At 43.7% G+C, this 25930-nt stretch carries 23 protein-coding genes; 19 read left to right on the top strand and 4 right to left on the bottom strand.

The window, feature by feature from the left end; all coding sequences use genetic code 11:
- Window positions 1-21: 21 nt before the first annotated feature.
- The 4 genes from folC (at window position 22) to purF (ending at window position 4048) form a co-directional block, all read left to right on the top strand.
- Window positions 22-1278, top strand: coding sequence for a bifunctional tetrahydrofolate synthase/dihydrofolate synthase (gene folC, locus PNC201_RS05530; protein ID WP_102056437.1), 1257 nt, complete (start codon window positions 22-24; stop codon window positions 1276-1278).
- A 36-nt stretch (window positions 1279-1314) separates the two neighbouring features.
- A complete protein-coding gene (locus PNC201_RS05535; RefSeq protein WP_010606273.1) occupies window positions 1315-1941 on the top strand; it encodes an SPOR domain-containing protein in 627 nt (208 codons plus the stop codon).
- A 61-nt stretch (window positions 1942-2002) separates the two neighbouring features.
- Window positions 2003-2497 carry a CvpA family protein gene (locus PNC201_RS05540; RefSeq protein WP_010369359.1) on the top strand — a complete coding sequence of 165 codons (495 nt, stop codon included), beginning with the start codon at window positions 2003-2005 and terminating at the stop codon, window positions 2495-2497.
- A gap of 18 nt (window positions 2498-2515) precedes the next feature.
- On the top strand, window positions 2516-4048 hold the full coding sequence (gene purF, locus PNC201_RS05545) for an amidophosphoribosyltransferase (protein WP_010606274.1): 1533 nt from the start codon (window positions 2516-2518) through the stop codon (window positions 4046-4048).
- An 85-nt stretch (window positions 4049-4133) separates the two neighbouring features.
- Here the strand turns inward: purF and PNC201_RS05550 are convergent, their stop codons facing one another.
- Complete coding sequence (locus tag PNC201_RS05550; RefSeq protein ID WP_010606275.1) at window positions 4134-4919, bottom strand: MipA/OmpV family protein; 786 nt, start codon at window positions 4917-4919, stop codon at window positions 4134-4136.
- A gap of 219 nt (window positions 4920-5138) precedes the next feature.
- Entirely contained in the window at window positions 5139-7904 is a 2766-nt protein-coding gene (gene barA, locus PNC201_RS05555; protein ID WP_102056438.1) for a two-component sensor histidine kinase BarA, read from the bottom strand.
- 78 nt (window positions 7905-7982) lie between these two features.
- On the opposite strand from barA, the gene rlmD reads away from it, so the two are divergent.
- From rlmD to eno, 5 genes are all read left to right on the top strand, one after another.
- Window positions 7983-9302 carry a 23S rRNA (uracil(1939)-C(5))-methyltransferase RlmD gene (rlmD, locus tag PNC201_RS05560; protein ID WP_102056439.1) on the top strand — a complete coding sequence of 440 codons (1320 nt, stop codon included), beginning with the start codon at window positions 7983-7985 and terminating at the stop codon, window positions 9300-9302.
- A 92-nt stretch (window positions 9303-9394) separates the two neighbouring features.
- Window positions 9395-11548, top strand: a complete 2154-nt coding sequence (gene relA / locus PNC201_RS05565; RefSeq protein WP_102056440.1) for a GTP diphosphokinase — start codon at window positions 9395-9397, stop codon at window positions 11546-11548.
- Window positions 11532-12350, top strand: coding sequence for a nucleoside triphosphate pyrophosphohydrolase (mazG, locus tag PNC201_RS05570; protein ID WP_102056441.1), 819 nt, complete (start codon window positions 11532-11534; stop codon window positions 12348-12350). Before relA ends, mazG begins: the two co-directional genes overlap by 17 nt.
- Before the next feature lie 163 nt (window positions 12351-12513).
- A complete protein-coding gene (locus tag PNC201_RS05575) occupies window positions 12514-14148 on the top strand; it encodes a CTP synthase (protein ID WP_010369341.1) in 1635 nt (544 codons plus the stop codon).
- A 242-nt stretch (window positions 14149-14390) separates the two neighbouring features.
- Window positions 14391-15683: a phosphopyruvate hydratase gene (gene eno / locus PNC201_RS05585; RefSeq protein WP_010606280.1), complete on the top strand. Its 1293-nt coding sequence runs from the start codon at window positions 14391-14393 to the stop codon at window positions 15681-15683.
- A 66-nt stretch (window positions 15684-15749) separates the two neighbouring features.
- Here eno and PNC201_RS05590 read toward each other — a convergent pair whose 3' ends face one another.
- Both PNC201_RS05590 and mutH read right to left on the bottom strand, forming a co-directional pair.
- Window positions 15750-15929, bottom strand: coding sequence for a hypothetical protein (locus PNC201_RS05590; protein WP_102056442.1), 180 nt, complete (start codon window positions 15927-15929; stop codon window positions 15750-15752).
- A 101-nt stretch (window positions 15930-16030) separates the two neighbouring features.
- On the bottom strand, window positions 16031-16666 hold the full coding sequence (gene mutH, locus PNC201_RS05595; protein WP_233525245.1) for a DNA mismatch repair endonuclease MutH: 636 nt from the start codon (window positions 16664-16666) through the stop codon (window positions 16031-16033).
- A 478-nt stretch (window positions 16667-17144) separates the two neighbouring features.
- On the opposite strand from mutH, the gene rppH reads away from it, so the two are divergent.
- The 10 genes from rppH (at window position 17145) to PNC201_RS05645 (ending at window position 25918) form a co-directional block, all read left to right on the top strand.
- Window positions 17145-17669 carry an RNA pyrophosphohydrolase gene (gene rppH, locus PNC201_RS05600; RefSeq protein WP_010369331.1) on the top strand — a complete coding sequence of 175 codons (525 nt, stop codon included), beginning with the start codon at window positions 17145-17147 and terminating at the stop codon, window positions 17667-17669.
- 15 nt (window positions 17670-17684) lie between these two features.
- Window positions 17685-19973: a phosphoenolpyruvate--protein phosphotransferase gene (gene ptsP / locus PNC201_RS05605; protein WP_017218101.1), complete on the top strand. Its 2289-nt coding sequence runs from the start codon at window positions 17685-17687 to the stop codon at window positions 19971-19973.
- 47 nt (window positions 19974-20020) lie between these two features.
- Entirely contained in the window at window positions 20021-20830 is an 810-nt protein-coding gene (locus tag PNC201_RS05610) for a sulfite exporter TauE/SafE family protein (protein WP_010369329.1), read from the top strand.
- A 9-nt stretch (window positions 20831-20839) separates the two neighbouring features.
- Window positions 20840-21652 carry a prolipoprotein diacylglyceryl transferase gene (gene lgt / locus PNC201_RS05615; protein ID WP_102056444.1) on the top strand — a complete coding sequence of 271 codons (813 nt, stop codon included), beginning with the start codon at window positions 20840-20842 and terminating at the stop codon, window positions 21650-21652.
- 13 nt (window positions 21653-21665) lie between these two features.
- Window positions 21666-22499, top strand: a complete 834-nt coding sequence (locus PNC201_RS05620; protein WP_102056445.1) for a thymidylate synthase — start codon at window positions 21666-21668, stop codon at window positions 22497-22499.
- A gap of 8 nt (window positions 22500-22507) precedes the next feature.
- A complete protein-coding gene (gene galU, locus PNC201_RS05625) occupies window positions 22508-23392 on the top strand; it encodes a UTP--glucose-1-phosphate uridylyltransferase GalU (protein ID WP_102056446.1) in 885 nt (294 codons plus the stop codon).
- An 87-nt stretch (window positions 23393-23479) separates the two neighbouring features.
- Entirely contained in the window at window positions 23480-23989 is a 510-nt protein-coding gene (locus PNC201_RS05630) for a hypothetical protein (protein ID WP_102056447.1), read from the top strand.
- Between the two features lie 99 nt (window positions 23990-24088).
- Window positions 24089-24670 (top strand): DUF4402 domain-containing protein, encoded by a 582-nt coding sequence (locus PNC201_RS05635; RefSeq protein ID WP_010606289.1) that lies wholly within the window; start codon window positions 24089-24091, stop codon window positions 24668-24670.
- Window positions 24671-24673: 3 nt separating this feature from the next.
- Window positions 24674-25132: a DUF4402 domain-containing protein gene (locus PNC201_RS05640; protein ID WP_233525220.1), complete on the top strand. Its 459-nt coding sequence runs from the start codon at window positions 24674-24676 to the stop codon at window positions 25130-25132.
- A gap of 63 nt (window positions 25133-25195) precedes the next feature.
- On the top strand, window positions 25196-25918 hold the full coding sequence (locus PNC201_RS05645; protein ID WP_017218096.1) for a fimbria/pilus periplasmic chaperone: 723 nt from the start codon (window positions 25196-25198) through the stop codon (window positions 25916-25918).
- Window positions 25919-25930 lie beyond the last annotated feature (12 nt).

The raw sequence follows: 25930 nt of genomic DNA on the forward strand, positions 1-25930 counted from the left end.
TCAAATTGAGCTACTCAACTTATGACGGTTAAACAGCCTAGCCAATCATCAAGCCTTGATGATTGGCTTTGTTATTTAGAAGCAATTCATCCAGCCACCATTGAAATGGGACTTGAGCGTGTAGCGCAAGTTGCCGAGCAAGCCGGATTACTTGAGCCTTTCAGTAAAATTATTCTAATTGGTGGAACCAATGGTAAAGGCACAACGGCCAGGTGCTTGGAGTCGTTGTTGCTCGCACAAGGGTTTTCGGTTGGCACCTACGCTTCACCACATTTAGTGCGCTACAACGAGCGTGTCCGAGTGAATGGGGCAGAGCTTGAAGATCAGTATCATATCGATGCATTTAAATTCCTCGATGACACCCGCAAAGACACTCAGCTGACCTATTTTGAGTTTGGTACGCTTGGCGCGTTAAGTATTTTCAAGCGCTGTAAGGTTGATTATATTTTGCTTGAAGTTGGTTTAGGCGGGCGCTTTGATGCGACGAATATAGTCTCGCCATTTGCCTCTGTTATCACGACTGTTGACTTAGATCATAAAGAGTATCTGGGTGATACCCGAGAGCTGGTAGGCTATGACAAAGCTGGCATTTTCCGCAGTGGTAAGCCTGCAATCGTTGGCGATTTAAATATTCCACATACGGTTACAGACTATGGCGACGAAATTGCGGCAGATATGGTGTTATCAAAGCGCGATTTTTATTTTACCCCGCTAGATTCTCAGTTTAGATGGCAATATCTTGATTTTGATTGGCACTTCGACAAACCAGCCATTCCAGCACAAAATGCTGCGACAGCGTTAACGGTATTAGCTAAACTTGAGTTGCTACCTAGCTATGATGCAGTGAAGACTTGTTTGGCAAATTTGCAAGTGGAAGGTCGCTTTCAGCGACTCAATACCACGCCGCTAGTCTATACAGATGTTGCTCATAATCCAGAGTCTGCAAGATATTTGGCAACTAAGTTACAAGAACTAAAGCAAAAAGGGTTTAAAATTCATGCCTTAGTCGCTATGCTTGCGGATAAAGACAAAGCCAGTGTGCTGAAAGAAGTCACCCAATATGTAGATAGCTGGAGTTTAGCTTCACTTTCAGGGCCTCGTGGAGAGCGTGCGGAAAACCTTAAACCTTTGCTTGACCCAAGTTGCAATGTCACCTTATTCGATAGCGTTACAGCAGCACTTGATACTCAGCTCGATACCCTTACGAGCGATCAGGCATTGGTGGTATTTGGCTCGTTCTTTACCGTTGCTGAGGCAATGGAATACTGGCGAAAATAACCAAAGAAGATTTAACGTTTAGTAGAGAGTAAAGTTGTGAACTCAGTATTTATAAATCGCCTTGTTGGAACAAGTATCGTCGTGGTTGCTGCGGTGATCTTTATTCCAAATATCCTTGATGGTGAAAAGGTCCACTACAAGGAAGGATTTCAAGCGATCCCTGAAAGACCTGAGTTCAAAACCATTGATCTCCAAGAAAAAGTGGACGCGCAAGCCAAGCTTGCGCCTGAGTTGCCCTCTGATCCGTTGGAAGATATTGACGCCGATGATGCAAAACTAGAAGGCACGGAAGAGACAACGCTAGCCAATACGCCGCAATCAGATACGTCACCTACACACGTTGAGGCGAAACCCGTCGCAACGACCGACAAAGTTGAGGTGGCGAAATTAACGCGTCCAGAGAGTGCTAACTTTTCAAAAATGGCCTATGTCATTCAGCTTGGTAGCTTTTCGCATAAGTCGAACGTCGATGCACTGACGAAGAAGCTTGCTGACAATGGCTTTAAAACCTTTACAAAACCCGTTAAAACCCCTAATGGTACACTGACAAAAGTGTTTGTCGGACCAGACTTAAATAAAGCTGAACTTGAAGCTAAGTTACCAGAACTAAAGAAATTAACTAAGTTAAATGGTCGTTTGACACAATTTGAAGTGACAAAATGATCTGGCATTTAGATGCCAAACCTTTTAGAATGCGCCCCACATTAACGACTTATTGGTTACTATGATCTGGGTTGATTACGCCATTCTTGGTATTGTTGGTTTATCGACTATCTTTGGCTTGCTTCGAGGCTTTGTCAAAGAAGCGATGTCACTTGTCGTATGGATCGGCGCTTTTTTCATCTCTAGTATTTTTTACCAATATCTCGCAACCTTCCTAACATTCATTTCAGAACCCCTTTTAAGAAATGCAGCCGCAATAGCCATACTCTTTTTTGCGACCTTGATGTTAGGCGGGCTTGTTAATTATGTCTTGAGTGAACTGGTTCAAAGAACAGGGCTCTCAGGCACCGATAGGATCTTTGGGATTGTATTCGGTGGACTTCGAGGTGTGTTGGTCGTTAGCGCCTTACTCTTTTTCCTTGATGCGTTTACCAGTGCACCAGACACGCAGTGGTGGAAAACATCAAACTTAATTCCTGAATTTGGCTTTGTGATAGAGTGGTTTTTCTCCTATCTTGAACATAACTCGAGCTTTTTAGATTCAGTAAACCGTTAATCGGCGAGGAAATTTTTAATGTGTGGTATCGTTGGGATAGTCGGAACATCTCCTGTTAATCAGGCGATTTATGACGGCTTAACTGTTTTGCAACACCGCGGCCAAGATGCGGCTGGCATTATTACCATTGACAACAATACGTTTAGCTTACGAAAAGCAAACGGTCTAGTGAAAGACGTATTTCATACAAGACATATGAAACGCCTACAGGGCAACATTGGTCTTGGTCATGTACGTTATCCTACTGCTGGCTCTTCAAGCTCAGCAGAAGCTCAACCTTTCTACGTAAACTCTCCATTTGGTATTGCCCTTGCACACAACGGCAACTTAACCAATGCAGAAAAATTAAAAGAGCGTTTGTTTACTCAAGCGCGTCGCCACGTTAATACTACGTCTGATTCAGAGATCCTGCTGAACATCTTAGCTCACGAGCTTGGCAAAACAGACAAGATGAAATTAGACGCGGAAGACATGTTTACGGCAGTAACTGAGGTTGTGTCTATTGTTTCTGGTGGTTACGCGAGTATCGCGATGATCATCGGCCATGGTATTTTGGCATTTAGAGACCCTCATGGTATTCGTCCGCTTGTGTTCGGTAAGAAAGAAACTGAGCGTGGCATGGAATACATGTTCGCTTCGGAGAGTGTTGCATTGGCAACGGATGGCTTTGAGTTTGTGCGAGATGTTGCACCTGGTGAAGCTATTTACGTAACCGAAAAAGGTGAGTTTTTCTCTCAGATCTGCGCTGCTAAAACGACGCTTGCACCTTGTATCTTCGAGTTTGTATATTTTGCTCGCCCAGATTCAAACATAGATAAAATGTCTGTTTATGCGACTCGCGTGAATATGGGTACCAAGCTCGGTGAGAAAATCGCGACAGAGTGGGGCGACAAAGATATCGACGTGGTTATCCCAATCCCTGAAACATCATGTGATATCGCACTTGAAATTGCTTCCGTGCTAGGGCTTCCTTATCGCCAAGGGTTTGTTAAGAACCGCTACATTGGCCGTACTTTCATTATGCCTGGCCAAGAGCTGCGTAAGAAGTCTGTACGTCGTAAACTTAACGCGATTGACAGAGAATTCGCTGGTAAGAACGTGCTACTTGTCGATGATTCGATTGTGCGAGGCACAACATCAGCGCAAATCGTTGAAATGGCGCGTGAAGCGGGTGCGAAGAACGTGTACTTTGCATCAGCAGCACCAGAGGTAAGGTTCCCGAACGTATATGGCATCGATATGCCTTCTGCATCAGAGCTAATCGCTCATGGTCGTGAAGTGGAAGATATCAATGCGAGTATTGGCTCGGACGGTTTGATCTACCAATCCCTAAGCGATTTGATTGCAGCCGTTGGTCAAGAAAATCCAGAGATCGTTCGCTTTGAGACTTCGGTATTTGATGGTCAATACATCACAGGTGACGTTGACCAGAACTACCTCAACCATATTGATGAGCTACGCAACGATTCGGCAAAGTCTAATCGTGAAGCCGCGATGTCTGCAAGCCTTGAGCTACACAATCAAGAAGCGGAAAGCGCCGAAAGCGACTAAACTAGTTGATGATGTGAATAAGCATTATGATAAAAAACCCAAGTTTAACTTGGGTTTTTTATTTAATTTTAACTCAGACAACAGCCTAAAATTGATAGACTAGGCCAACATAAGCGAGGTCACTGGTGTCTCTGTCTAGCAAAGGGCTATTGGCAATAACATCATCGAGTTTAGTTCGAGTTATCCCACCAACCAGACTGAGTTGTGTTTTTATCTGATAATGCGCAGTCAACCCTGCGGAATAATTCACAGCGTCATCAGCAGTTAAGTAGCGGAATCGGCCTCGGCTAATATCGATATTTTCACCAGTTATTCCGTAGATATAATTAACATAATCAGACTGCTGCCATTCTACATTACCTACTGCCGAGATTTTAAATCCTCGACCATCGTTGTACAGTGGGATTGATACTGAAAAAGTAGCCGTGGTTGAATCTGAATTATCGGAAATATCACTGTGACCAGCGAGCGTAAACCACAGATAGGTGACGCCATAGTTAACCGTGACATCGCCATCCGGCGCGTCATATCCGTCAAAAATCTTATCTTCAGACTTTGCGTCTCGGAATACACCGTCATAGCCATCTTGACGATAGCCCAACCCAGAGTAGACAGATAAATCTTCAGTAATAGGAAAGCGGTAACCAATTAGGCTATCTTTGTTGATAAACCAATTTCCTTTTTGAATATCTATAATGGGAATTGAGATAAACTCACTGTCAATGCCTTTCCATGGCAAATCTGCAGCCGCGGCTCCTCCCCCTAAACGAACCTGCCATTCGTTAGATTTCGGCTCAATGGCATGACTAAAAGAAGCAAAGGTTAATGTGAAGACGGCAGCAGACGTGAGTGCTGACTTGATTAGATACATACAGAATTCCTTTCGTAAGTTAAAAATTGCGAGAATTTAGAATGTAAGAAGTTTGTTACAAGACTTGGGAAAGTGCTGTTAGAAAGTGTAATAAATTGTCGGGAAACGTTGTTTGAAGTGTTATCTGTTTAAGAAATCGTTGTTGTCTTACATCCCTAATCTACTCGCCACTTCAAAAGGGTTTTATAAAAGTAGCGAGCAGATAGGTGTGTATAAGATTTAACTGGATTGAGTGAGATCAGAATCTGTTAGTAATACAGTTAGTCCATCAACCAGCTCAAATAGCTCAGGCTCGATATCACTGAGTGGTTTTTCTTGTTTTAATCCCGTTTCAATGATCTCAGCCAATTTCTTTAGGGTTGGTACGCCAGTATAACAGCAGGCACCGTGGAATTTATGAACTACTTTGAGCAGCGTCGGGAGATCCTCCGCGTCTTGTGCAGACTCCAACTGCTGCAACGTTTCGGGCACGCTAGAAAGCAGCATATTGAGCATTTCCAATGCTAAATCAGGTTTATTACCCGCTCGCTGTAATGCTAATCCCCAATCTAACATTTGGCTATTAAATGGCGGCACGCTGTGCTGATGACTCTCAATATTTTTTTGTCTCGCTACTGGTGAAGACGCGCTATGGTCGCAAATAATTTGCTTGAGCATATCTTCATCTATGGGTTTAGTCATATAGTTACTAAAGCCATCTTTAAGCAGTTGCTCTTTTTCGCCAGCAAGCGCATGTGCGGTGACGGCGATGATAGGGGTATCCTCATTTAACGACGACTCTCTTATGCTTCTACAGGCGCTTATACCATCCATTATGGGCATTTGAATATCCATAAATATCAGGTCGTATTTTCTTGATTTACATAAACTGACTGCTTGAGCACCATTATGCGCTGTATCTATTGCCTCTACTTGTTCATCTAACAATGTGCATATCAACTTCAAGTTAGCATCGTTATCGTCTGCAACCAGCACTTTAAGTGGCAGACTTGTGGCTTCGATTTCATTGGCACTCATGTCTGGATGGTCTAAACGATAAGGTGCTGCAAGCATTTCGCATAGTTTTCTGTGGTTAAGTGGCTTGCTTAAACAAGCGTCAGCTCCACTGCCAATAAGCGCCTCACGCATATTATGTGAGACGGTATTAACCATCAAATATAGGTAGTCTGCGGATCCGCGAGCTTGCTTGATGTAACTCTTAACGGTTTGCATTTGGTCGACGCTTGCCATAGATCCAATTAAACAGATATCGTAATTAAAATCTTGGCCTAAGGCAGTATCGAACTCTTCTTCGGTAAGGCAGCGAGTGACCTGCATTTCCCACGCTTGTAGTTGAGCTATTACCGCATAATGAGTATGCTCTTGTGGTTCAAAGTAGAGCACGCGTTTATTTTCAAGTGGCTTGCTTGGTAAGTTGTCGTTGTAGAGGCGGTTTGGTAATGCAAAGACCGCGTTAAATGAGAAACAGGTGCCATTTCCTGGTGCTGAGTTAAGAGTGATACGACCATTCATCGCCTCAACAATATGCTTAGTAATGATAAGACCTAGACCTGTGCCACCAAATTTACGGGTAATACTAGTATCGGCTTGAGCAAACGGTGTAAATAGTGCGTCTTGCTTATCCTGAGCAATACCGACCCCGGTATCGCTGACAGACACTAGCAACGAGGATTGAGATTCATCCATCAGACGGTGGTTAATATCCACTTTGACTGAGCCTTTTTCCGTGAACTTGATGGCATTACTGATCAGATTGGTCAATACCTGTTTAAATCGCGTAGGATCGCCAATTAAGTTGTCGGGCACTTGGCGATTAACAGAAATGGAAAACTCCAACTGCTTTTCGTGAGCGCTTGGCGCTAATAAGGTCATGACCTCATTGACTGCGTCGCGTAATTCAAACTGGATATTCTCCAGCTCCATAGCACCAGCTTCTAGCTTTGAAAAATCCAAGATGTCACTAATGATGGTAAGCAGGCTATTTGCAGATAGCTCTATGGTATCTAAATAATCTTTTTGGTGTTTATTTAATGGTGTTTTATAAAGTTGACGGGTAAAGCCTATAACACCATTGAGCGGCGTTCTAAGTTCATGACTCATCTTAGCCAAGAAATCCGACTTTACGCGGTTAGCATCTTGTGCCTCTTTTTTGGCAATATTGAGCTGAATATTCTGCGTTTCATACTGCTCTAGGGTTTCACGATAATCACTAGTTGCCTGGTCAATGTGCTTTTGCATTTCGTCTTTTTGATTGGCCATCTTTCTGCCAATAACGATCAAGCCTTGGCGCAAAAGCTCAAATTCACCCCGCATCGGCTCATTGATTGCGATGTCTTGTTTACCTTCGTTGAGCTTGTCTGTGGCTAAAATCAAATTGGCAATTGGTTTGGTTAGCATACGTGACAATCGCATGGCCAACATAACACTAAGTAAAAAGGAGAAAATAATAACAATGGCACTCAAAATCAGCGCGCGTTGCTGCGATATCAACGCTTGGTCTTTACTGATCTCTACAACTAAAATCGCCAGCGTAGCCGGCTCTGCACTGTGCCAATCGGTTTTTTTTGCTAAATGGTTTTTAACTGGTGAATAAAACACAAAGGTATTTTTTAGTGTAGTGACTTCGGTGGTTTGTAGCTTTTGCACTTCACCAAAATAATGTAATTTATCGAATTCACTATGATAATTACTGGTAAGAATAAGCTGATTTTGGCTATCAAACAGCGCGATGCTTTTTACCAGTGGTGCATGTTTATTGTGTGCCTGGCTTAAAATGCGGTGTAAGTGCGCTTTATCTTGTTTTTCTATTGGGTATTCTACTGACATGGCAAGTGAATCTGCAATGCGATTTCCCTGACTTATCAGAATTTCCTCAAGCTCTACGTAGCGATTTATAGTAAAATAACCACCAAGTAGCAAGCCAACCAAAAGGGTTGGCAAAAGAGTGAGTAGTAAAATACTGTCACGCAGGTTTAATTTTGTCATAGGGTCAAAAAAGTGCAGAGAAATCTGTAACTAAGATTATCTTTTACCGACGTGATAAGCAAACAAATGAGGAACCCAATGGCACAGATTTTTCGTGCTAAGAAAGCTGCTAAGCCGTCAAAGCAAATAGAATTAAGCATAGAGTCAATGGATCATCAGGGGCGAGGTGTTGCTCGCCATGAAGGTAAGGTCTGTTTTGTGGCTGGTGCCTTGACTGGTGAGCGAGTGAGAGCACAGGTTGTACAGGCAAAGTCTAAACTGTTGGAAGCGAAGGTGATCAAAGTACTTAATGCCTCCAAAGAGCGTGTTAAACCGTTTTGCCCGCATTACCAGCAGTGCGGTGGTTGTAGCTTGCAGCATCAAAGTATTGATGGTCAGCTCAATGAAAAGCAACATGCAGTCGAAAAACTTTTTGCGCGTTTTGCCAACATCGAGCACTTACCTTGGCAAGCGCCGATCACCTCTATGGCGCTTCATTATCGCCGTGCAGCTCGTTTGGCATGCATTTTTGATAAACAAAGCAAAAGCGTCAAGTTAGGCTTTAGAGCAAGTCAGTCGAAGCAGATTATCGAAATAGCGCAGTGTGACGTATTGGTGTCGCCTTTTGATCGTATTGTTAACACGCTAAGTTTGCTAGCACAGTCGCTAAGTGAGTTTAGACTAATCAGTCATATTCAGCTTTGTCAGGCTGACAACTATAACTATGTGTTGTGTCGTCATACAAAGCCACTGTCCGCTTCGACTCGCGAAACGCTACAAAACGAGCTGGAAAATTGTCAGGTACTGTTTGACGATGGCGAGACGCCAGTTGTGTATTCCCAGTTGCCGCACTATCACCTTGGTGAATTTGACTTAACACTTGAATTTAAATTGAACAACTTTATTCAAGTGAATCAATCGGTAAATGAAGCAATGCTGCGCCAAGCGACAGACTGGCTACAGCTGAATAACGATGAAAGTGTCCTCGACCTTTTCTGTGGGGTGGGAAATTTCTCTTTGGTGCTCGCAAAACAAGCAAAAAATGTGATTGGGGTAGAAGGTGAAGCGCAATCGGTTGCAATGGCTCAGCAAAATGCGCAAACTAATAAAATCAGTAATGTTCAGTTTCACTGTTTTGATCTAACCCAGTCGATTGCAGAGGCTGCTTGGTTCGACGCAAATCTGGATGTATTAGTACTGGACCCTTCAAGGCCGGGGGCGCTTGAGGTACTGCAGCAATTACCTTTGACGCAGTTTACCCGTATTTTATACGTGTCATGCGACCCAGTTACACTGGCGCGCGATTCTTTGGTGATAGCGCAGGCAGGCTTTGAAATAGAAAAGCTTGGCTTAATGAATATGTTTGTCCACACAGGACATATCGAAACCATGGCGCTGTTTAAAAAGCAGTGTAAATAACCTGAGCTATGAGGCCGTTATTGCCCGAGCATTAGGCTAGATAATTTACCCGAAAATGAGGCGGGTAAGTAATTTTAAGGAGGTATTAAAACATGGTTGCTACTCGGCAGTCGCATCAAACCACTTTGCCACTGGAGTTTGATGCGCGACTCACTATCTTAAACTTGTCTGAAGATCAAAGAACATGGCTACAAAAGGCTTATGAACTTTGTCCTGCGGATGAGTCAACGGAACATCTCAATAACGCCATCGAAATGGTAGAGATCCTTGCAGACTTAAATTTTGATAGCGAATCCTTAGCAACTGCGTTTTTAACTCCTTATTTTGTTGCTGGAAAGTTGTCCCTTGAGCAAGTGGAAGAAGCGCTTGGCAAAAATATCTCTCTGCTTTTAAGAGGGGTGGAGAATATGGACACTATTAGTACGTTGGCACACCAAAGCTCCGGTAAGGTACAAGTCGACAACATCCGCCGTATGTTACTCGCTATGGTGGAAGATGTGCGCGCTGTAGTGATTAAGCTTGCTGAGCAAATCTGCCATTTACGTGCGGTTAAGAAAGCATCTGAAGAAGAAAGAGTCGTTGCTGCAAAAGCGGCTGCCAATATTTTTGCACCACTTGCGAACCGTTTGGGGATTGGCCAATTAAAATGGGAACTTGAAGATCTCTCTTTCCGTTATTTGCATCCGGATACGTATAAGTCTATTGCCAAGAAGCTTTCTGATAAACGCCTAGACCGCGAAGCTTATATGGAGAATATGGTTAATTCGGTGGCACAAAAACTTACGGATGCAGGCATTAAAGCGCAGGTCTACGGTCGCCCTAAGCATATTTACAGCATTTATAAAAAAATGGCGCAGAAAAGCTATGAATTCGAACAGTTGTTCGACATTCGCGCGATGCGTGTGGTGGTAGATGAAATTCAAGATTGCTACGCCGCTTTGGGTATTGTGCACACCAGCTGGCGGCATTTAAACAAAGAGTTTGACGACTATATTGCTACGCCTAAGCAAAACGGCTATCAGTCTATCCACACCGTGGTATTTGGTCCTGAGGGCAAAACGGTAGAAATCCAAATTCGCACTGAGGCCATGCATCGAGATGCAGAGCTAGGGGTGGCGGCACATTGGATGTACAAAGAAGGTGCATTGCCGGGCAGAAACTCAGGATACGAGCAAAAAATTAGCTGGCTACGCAAACTGTTGCAGTGGCAAGAAGAAGTGGTAGATGGCAGCGAAATAGCAGATGAGCTGAAGAATCAGGTTGTCGAAGACCGTGTTTATGTATTCACGCCCAAGGGCGATATCTTTGATTTGCCACTAGGCTCGACGCCACTCGACTTCGCTTACTACATTCATTCTAATGTTGGACATCGCTGCATTGGTGCAAAAGTGTTTGGTAAAATAGTGCCTTTCACTTACACATTGCGCACAGGCGATCAGGTAGAGATTCTTACCCAGAAAAATGCTTCACCAAGTCGAGATTGGTTAAACCCGTCGCTGGGATATATTCATTCTTCAAGAGCGCGCAGTAAGATCCATCACTGGTTTAAGCAGCAAGATAGAGACAAAAATCTTCAAGCGGGTAAGGAAATTTTAGATAGTCATCTGCAAAAACTAGATATTACCTATAAAGATTTAGAACCCGCGATTGACCGCTTTAACTTTAAAGAACTCGACGATTTAATGGTGGCGATTGGTGCCGGTGATATTCGTATCAATCAATTCCTGAACTACGTGCAAGATAAACCTGAGGATACACCTAAGTTAAAAATCTCCTCGCCAAAACACACTAAAGGCGACAAAAATGCAGTGGTCGTTGATGGGGTAGGCAGCTTAATGAGTCATATGGCGAAATGCTGTGAGCCAGTACCGGGCGATGAAATTGTGGGTTACATCACGCAAGGGCGAGGTATTGCCGTGCATCGCTCTGATTGTGAGTCGTTTGCTCATATTACGGATATACATCCAGAGCGTGAGATTGCAGTCAGTTGGTCAGAGGATGTTAAAGCGTCGTACGCCATTACATTAAAAATTGAAGCGCACGACCGCCAAGGGTTGATCCGAGACATTAGCGCTGTGCTTGCCAATGAAAAAGTCAATGTGCTCAATATGAATGTACAAACCCAAGACGATAAAAACGTGGCGGTATTTATGATGAAGGTAGAGGTGGATGACCTTTCTGCTATGCATCGCTTGCTGACTAAATTGATGCAAATCGAAGGTGTTTTTGATGCCAAACGACTCTAAGCCTTCGGCAACAATGGGGATAGAGCAGCTGCTAGAGATTATGTCGCAGCTACGCGACCCAAGCACTGGATGCGACTGGGATAAGAAGCAAACCTTTAAAACCATTGTCCCTTATACGTTAGAAGAAGCACACGAAGTTGCCGATGCTATCGAGCAAGGCGACTTTGTTCACTTAAAAGAAGAGTTGGGGGACTTGCTGTTCCAAGTGATTTTTTATGCTCAGCTTGGAAAAGAGCAGGGGTTGTTTGATTTTGCTGACATAGTGCAAACTCTCAATGACAAATTAGTGAGACGCCACCCTCATGTATTTGAAAAGCAGGAAAGCTTAAGCGAAGCAGAGCTTGAGCAGCAATGGCACGCCATTAAACAGCAAGAAAAACAGGCACAAAAACAAGGGGCGTTCGCGGCAGATATTCCAAGCAGCTTGCCTGCATTATCAAAAGCCTACAAAATTCAAAAGCAAGCAGCCAAACTTGGATTTGACTGGCCAAGTTACCACGGCGCGTGGGATAAAGTACAAGAGGAAGTCGCAGAGGTGAGCGAGGCGCTGCAAGTTGATCCACGCTCTGAACATACAGCGGAAGAGGTGGGCGACTTGTTGTTTGCAACTGTGAATGTGAGCCGACATATAAAACGAGATCCGGAGCAGCTGCTACGTCAAGCCAATGAGAAATTTAAAAATCGCTTTGTGCAAGTCGAAGCCGTTTTGAATGAGTCCTCACTATCACTTAAAGATGCGAGCTTGGAGGAGATGGATGGTGCTTGGGAGACAGTGAAACGTCGTCAACGCAGTAAAAACTGAGACTGATTTTACGGTTTGTTCGTTACTTAAAACGACCTCCTGATAAAATATATTACCGCGCTAAGTCATTTTTAGCTGGAATGACTTAGCTGCTTTTGCTATACTATCGCCCCGTCTTGATTCTTATTTAAATTCCAATTTTCCTGAAATTTCTAGGGTTCGCATGAGTACAAAATTTATCTTCGTAACGGGCGGAGTAGTATCCTCCTTGGGTAAAGGTATTGCAGCTGCTTCTTTAGCCGCTATTTTAGAAGCACGTGGCTTGAAAGTAACGATTCTAAAGCTGGATCCTTACATCAATGTTGACCCTGGGACCATGAGCCCTATCCAACACGGTGAAGTATTCGTAACCGAAGACGGCGCGGAAACTGACCTTGATCTTGGTCACTACGAGCGTTTTATTCGCACTAAAATGACCAAGCGTAACAACTTTACACAAGGCCGTGTATTTGAAGACGTGTTGCGCAAAGAGCGTAGAGGTGAGTACTTAGGTGCCACTATTCAGGTTATTCCTCACATCACAAACGACATCAAGCGTCGCGTGCTTGAAGGCGCGGAAGGCCATGATGTTGCTATCGTAGAGATCGGTGGTACGGTTGGTGATATCGAGTCACAACCTTTCCTAGAAGCAATTCGTCAGCTAGGCACAGAGCTTGGTCGTGAGAGCGCTTTGTTTATGCATTTGACGCTGGTGCCTTTCTTAGGCCCTGCGGGTGAAGTGAAAACTAAGCCAACTCAGCACTCTGTGAAAGAGCTTCGTTCAATCGGTATTCAACCTGATATTTTGATCTGTCGTTCAGATCGTAAACTACCAGCGAACGAGCGCGCGAAGATTGCACTATTCACTAACGTGGAAGAAAAAGCAGTTATCTCGCTACAAGACGTAGACAGTATTTATAAGATCCCTGCGCTATTGAAGTCGCAAGAGCTTGATAACATCATTTGTCGTCGTTTCTACCTTGAGCGTCCGGAAGCGGATTTATCTGAGTGGGAACAAGTACTTTATCAAGAGTCAAATCCTACTGGTGAAGTGACAATTGGTATGGTTGGTAAATACATCGAATTACCGGACGCATATAAATCAGTTAACGAAGCATTGAAGCATGCTGGTTTGAAAAACCGTTTAACGGTGAATATTGAATATGTTGACTCTCAAGATATCGAGAGCAAGGGCACTGAGTTACTTGAGCACCTTGATGCTATCTTAGTACCTGGTGGCTTTGGTAACCGTGGCGTTGAAGGTAAGATTTTAGCTGCAAAGTATGCACGTGAAAACAAAGTACCATACCTAGGTATTTGTTTAGGGATGCAAGTTGCGCTAATCGAGTATGCACGTAACGTTGCAGGTCTTACTGGTGCTAACTCAACTGAATTTGATCTTGAAAGCCCACACCCAGTGGTTGGTCTGATCACTGAGTGGTTAGATGCAGATGGTAAGATTGAAGTACGTGACCACGACTCTGATCTTGGTGGCACTATGCGTCTTGGCGCGCAGCTTTGCCACTTAAAAGAGGGCTCTAAGGTGCGTGAAGTATACGGTAATGCCGAAATCGTTGAGCGTCACCGTCACCGCTACGAAGTAAACAACAACTATGTTGCTGAGCTTGAAAAAGCGGGTCTGCAATTTACTGGTCTGTCAGAAGACAAGAAACTAGTTGAGATTATCGAGAATAAAGATCACCCTTGGTTTATCGCGGCTCAGTTCCACCCTGAGTTCACGTCAACGCCTCGTGATGGTCACCCATTATTTGAAGGTTTTGTTGCGGCGGCATACAGCCACCAAAAAGCATCTTCGTAATAAGAAAAAGCCGTGCTCTTGCACGGCTTTTTTGTTGCAGAAGGTTTTGCAATAGGCGCTAAGAGTAGTGTTTATCGCCAAACTTTTTCTTATCTGCCGGCGCGTCAATGTGATACGTGTAAATTCTTCACTTTGCGAAGCAACAGAGATAAGGCAAACTTTAAAGCGGGTTTATTGACCCTGAATTCGCCTGCGACAGAAGCAGTGCAACACACACCACTTTGGGAATAAGAGGAATCAAGATGTCAAAAATCGTTAGAGTGATTGGCCGTGAAGTTATGGACTCACGCGGTAACCCAACAGTAGAAGCGGACGTACACCTAGAGTCAGGTGCATGGGGCCGTGCATGTGCGCCATCAGGTGCATCTACGGGTACCCGTGAAGCACTAGAGCTACGTGATGGTGATAAGTCTCGTTACTTAGGTAAAGGTGTATTAACAGCGGTAAACTACGTAAATAACGAAATCGCGGCAGCACTTGAAGGTCAAAACGCGCTAGAACAACGTGCAATCGACCAAATTATGTTGGACTTAGACGGCACTGAAAACAAAGAAAAACTAGGTGCGAATGCCATCCTTGCGGTATCTCTAGCAACAGCAAAAGCAGCTGCACAAGACAAAGGCGTGGCGCTATACGAGCATATCGCAGACATCAACGGTACAGCAGGTCAGTACTCAATGCCAGTTCCGATGATGAACATTATCAATGGTGGTGAGCACGCGGATAACAACGTTGATATTCAAGAGTTTATGGTTCAGCCTGTTGGCGCAAAGAGTTTCCGTGAAGCACTACGTATGGGTGCTGAAATCTTCCATAGCTTGAAAAACGTACTTAAGTCACGTGGCCTGAACACTGCTGTTGGTGATGAAGGTGGTTTTGCTCCAGACCTTAAGTCAAATGAAGAAGCGCTAGAAGTGATTGTTGAAGCGGTTGCAGCAGCTGGCTACGAAATGAACAAAGACGTAACACTAGCACTTGACTGTGCAGCGTCTGAGTTTTATGTCGATGGCAAGTATGACCTAAAGGGCGAAGGTAAAACATTCGACTCGGAAGGTTTTGCAGGCTTCTTGGCCGATCTTGCAGCACGTTACCCAATTGTATCAATCGAAGATGGCCTAGACGAAAGCGACTGGGCTGGCTGGAAAGTCCTAACAGATAAAATCGGCGATAAAGTTCAGCTAGTGGGTGATGATCTTTTTGTTACTAACACTAAGATTTTAAAGCGTGGTATTGAAGAAAGCATTGGTAACTCAATCTTGATTAAATTCAACCAGATTGGTTCACTGTCTGAAACGCTTGATGCCATCAAAATGGCGCAAGATGCTGGCTTTACTGCCGTTATTTCACACCGCTCTGGTGAAACTGAAGACGCAACCATTGCTGATTTAGCAGTGGCGACAGCGGCAGGTCAAATTAAGACAGGTTCACTTTGTCGTTCGGATCGTGTAGCTAAGTACAACCAGTTACTACGTATTGAAGAAGCGCTAGGTGAAAAAGCGGTATACAAAGGCCGTAGTGAAATCAAAGGTCAGTAATTAGCATTACTTGATGTATTGTAAAAACGCCAGTTTAGTTACTGGCGTTTTTGTTCCTAACGTTCATCACCAAACTTCACAATGTCCTTGGCCATATCGGAATGTCCAACAGACTTGAAGTGAATTACAAGTATCATCCATCGTTGCTGCTCCATTACCTCCAGCAACAGCTGGTGTCATCTTGGTCACAAGTATTTTGTTCACACTAAGTTCTTTAATCGATTTTTTGTTGAACTTTAATTTCATTGTCGTTTCCTTCTATAAAAAATATAAATGTTAACCAAATCCATACAAGATGTTGGTTGTGTTACATTTGTACTTTTTGTATAAAAAGTCAACAGGTGTTTTTAAGCACCAAATTCTTGCGCTAATATCGATTGAGTGAAATTGATTTTCAAATAAAAACCTCTTGGCAAAGTTTGCACTATTTTACCGTTAGGCCCAATTGCATCGGTGAGCGCTTTGGCATTTGCCGCTTTTGGCCTTATCTGCATGACTTCTCCAAGATGCCCTGAGATTTGCTCTACATGGCCCGTAGCGATTAACTCGATTTGCTCTTCCCAGTCTCTTCGTAACAATTGTTCTTGATGCGCGTCTGGCCGCCATAAGAAGCCGTGTCCAATAACCCTATCTATTAAAGGAATTTCTCGCTCGGCTAATATGGGTAGCCAAAGAACGTGAGCTAATTTCTTTTTAACACTCGACGCTTCCCATGTTAATCCTGTTAACTGAGTCAGCGGCACGACAGAAACATAGGTGGTCTCTAGCGGTTTGCCTTGATAGCTTATGGGCAAAGTCTTGAGTTCAACGCCAATATGCTCAAAATCAGGCACAGGCTTTGAGCCCGCGGTGGCACCTAAGGCCGCTTCTATGAGTTGTCCTACCCAGCCTTTCTCTTTGAGCAAGTCTTGCGGTGTTTTAAACGAGAGCTGATGAGCGAGTTCACCTAATGTTAAACCGGCTATGTTTTCAACACGCTGCATAAGTTCGCCCACAGAGCGTGGTGGTGTAACTGATGGCAAGCGATACTCCTGAGTCTATCCCCTAAAAACACGATTATAAAAGAAATCATGTGGTGAAGTAAGTTGGTTATTTTGCACTCAACTTAAGTGTGGTTTGTGATTTCAACATACGGTTAAAGTAATAACTTTATTATCTATATGATAAATATGAAGTTATTTTTATTTTGCTACAGTCAGAGCGGCTTGGAAATCTTATGGCTTTGGATAAATACAAGACTATAAACATAATTATCCACAGAATATGTGGAAAACCTGAGGTTTGAAGTGTGTAATTGTGGATTTGTTCGTAATTTGAACTGAAAAATACTTAATTATGCACAAGTTGTGGGTAACTTGAGAGTATGCTGAGATAATTTAGGTATAGAATGGAATTAAATTTGCCGTGGCGCGGGAGTTGTGGAACAATCATTAAAAATCGACTTATAAATGAGGCACTAAGGTGATTGATGCCGAAGGGTTTCGTGCCAATGTCGGAATAGTGATTTGTAATAATCAGGGGCAGGTTTTTTGGGCCCGTCGTTACGGACAACACTCTTGGCAATTTCCTCAAGGCGGAATAGATCAAGGGGAAACACCTGAGCAAACGATGTATCGTGAACTTCATGAAGAAGTTGGACTTAGGCCAGAAGATGTTGAAATAGTAGCAAGTTCTAAACATTGGTTACGTTACAAACTACCAAAAAGGTTAATTAGACGAGATTCAAGCCCAGTTTGTATCGGGCAAAAGCAGAAATGGTTTTTATTGAAACTTAGGTGTAAAGATGAAGACGTAGACTTATTACGTACGCATCACCCTGAGTTCGATGATTGGCGCTGGGTTAGCTATTGGTATCCAGTACGTCAAGTTGTATCGTTTAAGCGTGATGTCTATCGTCGAGTGATGAAGGAATTCGCTCCGTTTGCGATGCCATTTGGTAAACGTGAACAGCAAGGGCAGAAGGATTTCTGGCGCACAAAACGATAAAAATAGGAGCAGCAGGTGTTAGCAACGTTAAGATCGATTGCTGAGTCAGTGGCACAGCAAAGTGACCTACAAAGCGCGTTAAATTGCTTTGTTACTATGGTCAAAGATGCCATGCACACTGAATGCTGCTCAGTTTATTTTGCCGATTACAGTCAAGATAACTTTATCCTGATGGCAACGGATGGCTTAAACCCTGAAGCAATCGGAAAATTCCGAATGGGATTTACCGAAGGCCTAGTCGGTCTTGTTGCCCAGCGTGAAGAGCCAATTAACGTTGCCCACGCCCAATCACATCCAAGATTCAAATTGTCACCTGAGGTCAATGAAGAAGGCTACAATGCTTTCTTATCAGTGCCCGTTGTACACCAGCGTAAAGTGCTTGGGGTTATTGTGGTGCAGCAAAAGATTGCTCGTGTATTTAGCCATGATGAAGAGTCCTTTCTTATTACGCTTTCAGCGCAATTGGCTTCACAGCTTGCCAACACCGAAATTCAAACTTTACTTCAACAAGATGCAAGCAGTCACAGAACCTCAGTGTTAAAAGGGGTATCGAGTGCACCAGGTATTGCCTTAGGTGATGGTTATGTGGTGTTACCCCATATTGATTTTGCGAGTATTGAACCGCAGCATAGTGACAATATTCAGCAGCAAATTCAGCTGTTTCATCAAGCGGTTGCCGCGACTCGGCAAGAATTCCATATTTTAGCCAAAACTCTGAGTGATGATATTCCAAAAGAAGCGGTAGCTGTGTTTGAAGTTTATCAGCAACTTTTGGATGCCAAGAGTTTAGGTAAACAAGTGGAGTCTGAGATACAACAAGGCTGGAACGCAAAAACCGCGCTAAAGCTTGTTATCGAAAAGCTTGTGGCTCAGTTTGATATGATGAGTGATCCTTATATCAAAGAGCGTGCGATTGATGTTAATGATATTGGCCTGCGCGTGCTCCAGCATTTAGTCTCAACTGAGCAAGCTGTAAAACACTATCCAGATAATACGATTCTAATCGCCCATACCTTGACCCCGACTATGTTAGCGCAAGTACCAAAAGAAAAGCTCAAAGGGGTAGTCAGTGTGCATGGCTCGGCCAATTCTCATGCCTCCATTCTCACTCGCGCGATGGGCGTTCCCGCTATTTGGGGCATAGAAGACATTCCATTATTACAGTTTGATGGTAAGTCTATGATCATGGATGCGTATTCTGGGAGGCTTTATATTTCGCCTTCGCAAATGTTGGTCAATGAGTACGTTGAAATCAAACGTAAAGACAACATTCTGCATGATAAGTTTGAAGCGGAACATGATTTGCCGCCTATAACACTCGATGGTGAGCGTATAAATTTACTCTTAAATGCTGGGCTTGATCTATCGACCGAGACATTAAGCGCCAGTTATTGCGATGGCGTTGGTCTTTATCGTACTGAGTCTTGGTTTATGCAAAAAGGCCAATTCCCAACACAATCGGAGCAAGAAGTCTGGTATCGCGAGGTGTTATCACGTTATCACCCTGAGCCCGTAGTGATGCGGACTTTAGACATCGGTGGCGACAAAATTCTAGATTACTTTGATATCAAAGAAGAAAACCCATTTTTAGGATGGCGGGGCATTCGTGTATCGCTGGATCACCCCGAACTTTTCTTGGATCAAATCAAAGCGATGATCAAAGCAAACGCAGGTCTTGGCAACTTACAGATCATGTTGCCTATGGTGGGTCATAGTGAGGAAATAGATGAAGCGATGGCACTCATTGAGCAGGCTTGTTTTGAGTTGCAAGACGAATGGGCCGATCCTTTTTATACCATCGACCGACCAGAAATCGGCGTGATGCTCGAAGTACCGTCTAGCGTGTACTTGTTACCTGAGTGGTCGAAAAAAATTGATTTTTGCTCTGTGGGCAGTAACGATTTGACGCAGTATTTATTAGCCGTTGATAGAACCAACGCGCAAGTAGCGGATCTTTTTGACCCTTATCACCCCAGTGTATTACGAGTGTTAAACCAGATTGCACAGCAGTGTGAATTACACGAGCTGCCTTTTAGCCTGTGTGGAGAATTAGGCGGTGAGCCTGAGGGAGCAATCTTGCTTATTGCAATGGGGTATCGCCGTTTGAGCATGAATATCTCATCACTGAACAAAGTAAAATGGGTGTTACGTAGACTGAGAGTAACGGATATGGAAGCTTTACTTGAAAATTGTTTAGCACAGCCGTCATCTAAGCAAGTGCGCCGAATTATTAAAGAATTTATGATAGAACATCATTTTGCAGAATTACTCTATACCAGCCACCAAGCAAAGGGTGCTTCTTAAGGCTATTTACGCTACCATTACGGCGCTATAAGAATAAGAGCTTGTTGATGGAAACTATTATACTCATCGTTGTACTTTGCGCTTTGCTCGGCTGTGCAGTTGGCTTTTTGGCAGGTCTACTTGGTATCGGCGGCGGGCTGCTGATAGTCCCTATTTTATCTGTCATCTTGACCAAATTTAATGTTATACCCACAGATCAAGTGGTGTTAGTTGCAATTGCGACGTCTCTCGCCTCCATTATTTTCACTTCGACATCTTCAGCCAAAGCGCATCATAAAAATGACAATGTTCCATGGCACATTGCTCCATGGGTGATGTTAGGTGTGGCAGTCGGCGCGTTGGGCAGTGGTTTTGCCGCAGTGATGTTGCCTGAAAAACTCGTCAGAATTATTTTTGTGGTTAGTGTTGTGGGCATTGCATTGAAAATGGCGTGGAGTTCCAGAAGACCGCCACAATCAACCAGAGTTATACCGCAAGGACCGATACTTGCGATGCTAACCTCGGTAACGGGGGCGCTGTCTGCAATGATTGGTATCGGCGGGGGAGCATTAATCGTCCCACTACTGACATTTTTCTCTGTTGATATGAAAAAAGCGATAGGATGTGCGTCTGCCAGTGGTATTGTTATCGCTATCTTTGGCTCCTTTGGCTATATCGCCTCTGGCAGCCAACATGTGGATATTGAACATGGATTTTTAGGTTTTGTCTATTTACCGGCTTTGTTTGGTATAGTGGCAACTTCATGGTTTATGGCACCTATTGGTGCTAAAGCTACGCACCACTTACCAGTCACAACGATTAAGAAAGTGTTTGCGGCGTTACTCATTGTTATCGCTGGCAATATGTTAATGAATTAAGGAAAGGCTATGGCTTTGCAGTTTCCACAGATAGACCCTGTGATTTTCTCCATCGGACCGTTAAGTGTTCGTTGGTATGGATTAATGTATTTAATCGGCTTTATGTTCGCCATGTGGTGGGCAGGGAAAGAAGCAAAAAAACCAGACTCTGGTTGGAATAAAGACCAAGTTGGCGACCTAGTTTTTTACTGTATGCTCGGTGTGATCTTGGGCGGGCGAATTGGTTACGTGTTGTTTTATCAATTCTCTCATTTTATTGAAAACCCGCTTTATTTGTTTAGGGTGGACCAAGGCGGTATGTCTTTCCATGGCGGTGCATTGGGCGTTATCACGGCAATTATCGTGTATGCGCTTAAAAACAAACGTTCGATTTTATCGGTAGGTGACTTTGTCGTTCCTATGGTGCCTGTTGGGCTTTTTGCTGGTCGTATCGGTAACTTCATTAATGGCGAATTATGGGGTCGTGTAACGGATGTTCCCTGGGCATTTATTTTCCCAACGGGCGGACCACAGCCGCGCCACCCATCGCAACTTTATGAAGCGTTTTTTGAAGGGTTGGTATTGTTTGTGATGTTGGTATGGTTTAGAAAAAAACCGCGCCCAGCGGGCAGCGTAGCAGGTCTATTTTTAGCCGGTTACGGTGTCTTCCGCTTCTCAATCGAGTATTTCCGTGAACCAGATGCACATATTGGCTTATATGGTGGCTTTATTTCTCAAGGTCAGATCTTATCCCTCCCTATGGTGATTGCAGGGGCTATCCTTATGGTATGGGCATATAAGCGAGAAGGTAGCAACCCATCTAACGAGCAAGTTAAAAGTTAAAGAGTAGCGAACAATGAAGCAATATTTAGAACTGATGCGCCATGTGCGTGATAATGGCACAAAAAAAGAAGACCGCACTGGCACTGGCACAGTGAGTGTTTTTGGATACCAGATGCGCTTCAACTTGCAAGAAGGCTTTCCGCTTGTAACGACGAAAAAGTGTCATCTACGCTCGATTATCCACGAGCTACTTTGGTTCTTGCAAGGCGATACTAACATCAAATACCTAAAGGAAAATGGCGTTAGCATTTGGGATGGCTGGGCAACGGATGAAGGGGACTTAGGGCCAGTTTATGGCAGCCAGTGGCGCTCTTGGACGGGGCCAAATGGTGAAGTGATAGATCAAATCAAAGATGTTGTAGAGCAAATCAAAACCAACCCTGACTCTCGTCGCCTGATTGTGAGTGCTTGGAACCCTGCGCTTTTGCCTGATACTAACTATTCACCGAAAGAAAATGCAGCGATGGGCAAACAAGCGTTGCCACCTTGCCACACGTTATTCCAATTTTATGTACTAGATGGCAAACTTTCTTGCCAGCTTTATCAGCGCAGTGCGGATATTTTCTTAGGTGTGCCCTTTAACATCGCAAGCTATGCGCTGTTAACGATGATGATTGCACAAGTTTGTGACTTAGAAGTGGGTGATTTTGTACATACTTTCGGCGATGCCCATTTATACCTAAACCATATGGAACAAGTTGAAGAGCAGTTAAGCCGAACGCCGTTTGCGAAGCCGCAAATGCAGATCAACCCTCAAGTAAAAGACATATTTGGTTTTAAGTTTGAAGACTTTGAGTTGGTGAACTACGAATGTCATCCGCATATAAAGGCACCGGTCGCGATTTAGGAGCATTTATGAAAGCCGTTATTCCAGTGGCGGGTCTTGGCACTCGCATGTTACCTGCGACGAAGGCCATTCCAAAAGAAATGCTGCCAATTGTCGATAAGCCTCTGATCCAGTATGTGGTAGATGAAGCAGCGGCCGCTGGCGTCAAAGAAATTGTCCTGGTAACCCATTCAAGTAAAAACTCAATTGAAAACCACTTTGATAAAAGCTTTGAGTTGGAAGCAACACTGGAAAAACGGGTGAAGCGTCAGCTGCTAGAAGAAGTACAATCTATATGCCCCAAAGGCGTTACGCTGATCCATGTGCGTCAAGGTGAGGCTCGTGGCCTTGGTCATGCCATCAACTGCGCTGCACCTGTGATTGGCGATGAGCCCTTTGTGGTTATGCTGCCCGATGTATTGGTCGATGACGCTGCATGCGATCTAACAAAAGATAATCTTGCTGATATGATCGCGCGTTTTAAAGGGTCAGGTAATAGCCAAGTGATGGTAGAAGCGGTAGCGCCTGAACTCGTCTCCCAGTTTGGTATTGTGGATTTGGGAGGAGCAGCGCTAGTGCAAGGAGAGTCAGGCGCAATGCAGTCTATTGTCGAAAAGCCTGAACAACAAAATGCGCCTTCAAACTTAGCTGTTGTTGGTCGTTACGTGTTAAATAAATCTATTTGGCCACTTTTGGCAAAAACACCGCTAGGTGCTGGTGGTGAAATTCAATTGACCGATGCGATTGCCATGTTGATGGAGCGAGAGCAAGTTGATGCATACTCGCTACGTGGAAAAAGCCATGATTGCGGAAGTAAAATTGGCTATTTAAAAGCGATAGTTGAGCATGCGATGCGAAGAGAAGAGTATTCAACTGAGCTTGCTTCTCTTATCGACTCTATTGCAAAAAGTTAAATGTACCGATATTTGCGGTAAAAGCATTTGGTTATTTACCGCGATTTATGTACCATAGCAGAAAATGGATTTTTGTTATAACTTATTGTGAATATTCAGTTTTTTAAACTTTTACTACTCGGCTCTGTAATCACCTTAGGTGGCTGTAGTCATTCAGTTCAACAGCCCTCGCAGTTAAGTGAGCAACAGCTCAAAAGTATTAAGCGATTGAGCTCGTTAGAACAGGATCTCTCAAACCTGCTGACTTTGTTAGAGTCTCAAGCTAGCGTCGATAATATCCAAGCAGCATCGACTACTGACGTAGAGGTTAAGCGTTATTCCGCCAGTAAACAAAAGGCGAATCAAACGACTGGAATTCAACTCAAGTTGTTTCCAATATCCATCAATTCCATGCCTCAAGTTGAGCAACATCAAGCGCTATTAGCGGCAGTAAAGCGAAAGTTTCCTAGTATATTCTCTGAGGCAGAATTTCGAATTCAAGCATTTGAAATGTGGGATTGGGCAACAGTTTCTGGATTAAGATCAACTCAAGAAGCAAAAATCTACTGTAGACTATTTTCTATCCAAAGCATTGATTGTAGGAGATTAATGCTTTAATTTTTACTAAAGTTTTCCCATTTGGGAACGATAAACAATAAGTCACCAAAAAAATGGCATTGCGGTGATGATAAAAATGACTCCTAAAGGAATTTAAAGATGAAAACACTGATTAAATCTGCGCTTGTTGCAAGCTCTATTTCCGCTGCTTTACTTACTTCTTCAGCAATTGCTAAAGATACTGCCCGTCTTGAAGTTAAAGTAGAAGTTAAAAACTTATTTTCAGCGGAAGCTGGTGATCCGCTTGATTTCGGTATCATTCGAGTGCAGGGCGATGCAGCTGATGTCGCCACGATGAAGATTGAGGCGGATCCAACACTGACCGATCCTGAAATCAAGAATACTGGTGACGCAGTAATAAACCTTATTAGTACAGGTGGAGCAGGCTCTATCAATATTACTGATGCAGCGCCAAACACTGAGCTAACGATTACAGTTCCGGCCGCAACTACGGTTGATAGCGTGGGTAATGCCTCTTTTGATTTAAAGGATTTTGAGTTTTATGTGGTAAGTGGTGCACAGCCTAATAGTGAAGTGACAAACAACAAGTTTAGGGTTGATGCAAATGGTGCCGCAACGCTTTCCGTTGGTGCGACATTAAGTACGAAAGCACTTTCTGGAACAGATACGTATGGTGGTGGTGTATACACCAGTAAAGTTGATATCGAAATCGCTTACTAAAACATGTGGCGTTACATGGTACTGGCATTGCTTTTTGCCAGTCACTGGGCCAAAGCTCAAGATATATCGGTCGTTAAGAAATTGAGCTTTGGCACTATTGCGATTATTGACCAAAATAGCGCAGGCACTGTGACAATAGAACCTAATGTTAGGCCACAAACCTCAAGCAATATTCTATTCGTAGAGTTTGGTCATGCGGCAGAAATCCTCTTGACCGATTTTCCTCACAATCGCCAAATTAGCGTCCAATCTACCATTTACAACGACTGGTTTGGATATTGGAATCTTGGTGCATCCGATGCCTTCCAATTGACAGAGCTGTATCACGAGAAGGCGATTTACACCGATAGTGTTGGGTCTGGTGAGTTTAAGGTCGGTGGTCAATTGCGCTTTGCTGGCAATGGTAAATCGCTATCGGATGGAGTGCAAACCTTGAACGTTGAAATAACTTTGTCTTACTAAATTATGAATAAATTAATATTAACGCTGCTTTTGTTTTGTTGCTGTAAAGTAAGCGCCAATCTGATGATCACCCCAACACGGGTTGCTTTCGAAGAGCGTCAGAGAATTGAGAGGGTTACAATCATTAATAATGGTGATGTGACCAAATCTTATCGACTTGAATTTCAAGAGAAGCTAGCACTTAAAGAAGGTGGTTATGCCAACTTTGCCGAGCAAAAAATGAACCCTATGGCTGCAAGCCATTTCATTCGTATTTCACCTAGGCAAGTAACACTAGGGCCTGGTGAGCGTCAGGTAATAAAGCTGGCTGTGCGCAGAAAGGCGAATATGGAACAAGGAGAGTATCGCTCACATTTGCTTTTTAGGGAGCTGCCGAATAATAAAGGCAAGCTGCAAGAAGGTATCAATATTGACGTGCTGATGAGCTATAGCATTCCGGTGATGCTACGAGTTGGCGATGCGAACCCGCAAGTACAGCTTGAGGATGTCATTGTAAGCAACGCGAAAAATGGTCGTCAGGCAATTACGGTACTACTTAATCGAACCGGGAAATATAGTAGCTTTGGCGAATTATCCGCTTATTGGCAGGGGAAAAATGACGTTAAACCAGTGCGGATCGGAGTATTAAATAAGTTTGCCGTATATCCAGAGCTTAATCAAAGGAGTGTAGAATTCTCGATAGACCCTGCAATTAAGCTTGGGCCATCAGGCAAGGTCTTAATCAAGTATGTGGGTGATGAGGAGTACACTGACCGCACCTTTGTAGATGATTCGGTATCTTTGTAGTTTAGGGTAAGC

The organism is Pseudoalteromonas sp. NC201 (assembly GCF_002850255.1).
Taxonomy (GTDB): domain Bacteria; phylum Pseudomonadota; class Gammaproteobacteria; order Enterobacterales; family Alteromonadaceae; genus Pseudoalteromonas.

Coding starts and splice junctions, on each gene's coding strand:
- rlmD (WP_102056439.1), top strand. CDS start 7,983: ATGGCACAGATTTTTCGTGCTAAGAAAGCTGCTAAGCCGTCAAAGCAA.
- PNC201_RS05645 (WP_017218096.1), top strand. CDS start 25,196: ATGATCACCCCAACACGGGTTGCTTTCGAAGAGCGTCAGAGAATTGAG.
- purF (WP_010606274.1), top strand. CDS start 2,516: ATGTGTGGTATCGTTGGGATAGTCGGAACATCTCCTGTTAATCAGGCG.
- galU (WP_102056446.1), top strand. CDS start 22,508: ATGAAAGCCGTTATTCCAGTGGCGGGTCTTGGCACTCGCATGTTACCT.
- mazG (WP_102056441.1), top strand. CDS start 11,532: ATGCCAAACGACTCTAAGCCTTCGGCAACAATGGGGATAGAGCAGCTG.
- PNC201_RS05640 (WP_233525220.1), top strand. CDS start 24,674: ATGTGGCGTTACATGGTACTGGCATTGCTTTTTGCCAGTCACTGGGCC.
- PNC201_RS05575 (WP_010369341.1), top strand. CDS start 12,514: ATGAGTACAAAATTTATCTTCGTAACGGGCGGAGTAGTATCCTCCTTG.
- PNC201_RS05620 (WP_102056445.1), top strand. CDS start 21,666: ATGAAGCAATATTTAGAACTGATGCGCCATGTGCGTGATAATGGCACA.
- PNC201_RS05590 (WP_102056442.1), bottom strand. CDS start 15,929: ATGAAATTAAAGTTCAACAAAAAATCGATTAAAGAACTTAGTGTGAAC.
- relA (WP_102056440.1), top strand. CDS start 9,395: ATGGTTGCTACTCGGCAGTCGCATCAAACCACTTTGCCACTGGAGTTT.
- PNC201_RS05635 (WP_010606289.1), top strand. CDS start 24,089: ATGAAAACACTGATTAAATCTGCGCTTGTTGCAAGCTCTATTTCCGCT.
- lgt (WP_102056444.1), top strand. CDS start 20,840: ATGGCTTTGCAGTTTCCACAGATAGACCCTGTGATTTTCTCCATCGGA.
- eno (WP_010606280.1), top strand. CDS start 14,391: ATGTCAAAAATCGTTAGAGTGATTGGCCGTGAAGTTATGGACTCACGC.
- mutH (WP_233525245.1), bottom strand. CDS start 16,666: ATGCAGCGTGTTGAAAACATAGCCGGTTTAACATTAGGTGAACTCGCT.
- PNC201_RS05550 (WP_010606275.1), bottom strand. CDS start 4,919: ATGTATCTAATCAAGTCAGCACTCACGTCTGCTGCCGTCTTCACATTA.
- barA (WP_102056438.1), bottom strand. CDS start 7,904: ATGACAAAATTAAACCTGCGTGACAGTATTTTACTACTCACTCTTTTG.
- folC (WP_102056437.1), top strand. CDS start 22: ATGACGGTTAAACAGCCTAGCCAATCATCAAGCCTTGATGATTGGCTT.
- PNC201_RS05540 (WP_010369359.1), top strand. CDS start 2,003: ATGATCTGGGTTGATTACGCCATTCTTGGTATTGTTGGTTTATCGACT.
- PNC201_RS05610 (WP_010369329.1), top strand. CDS start 20,021: ATGGAAACTATTATACTCATCGTTGTACTTTGCGCTTTGCTCGGCTGT.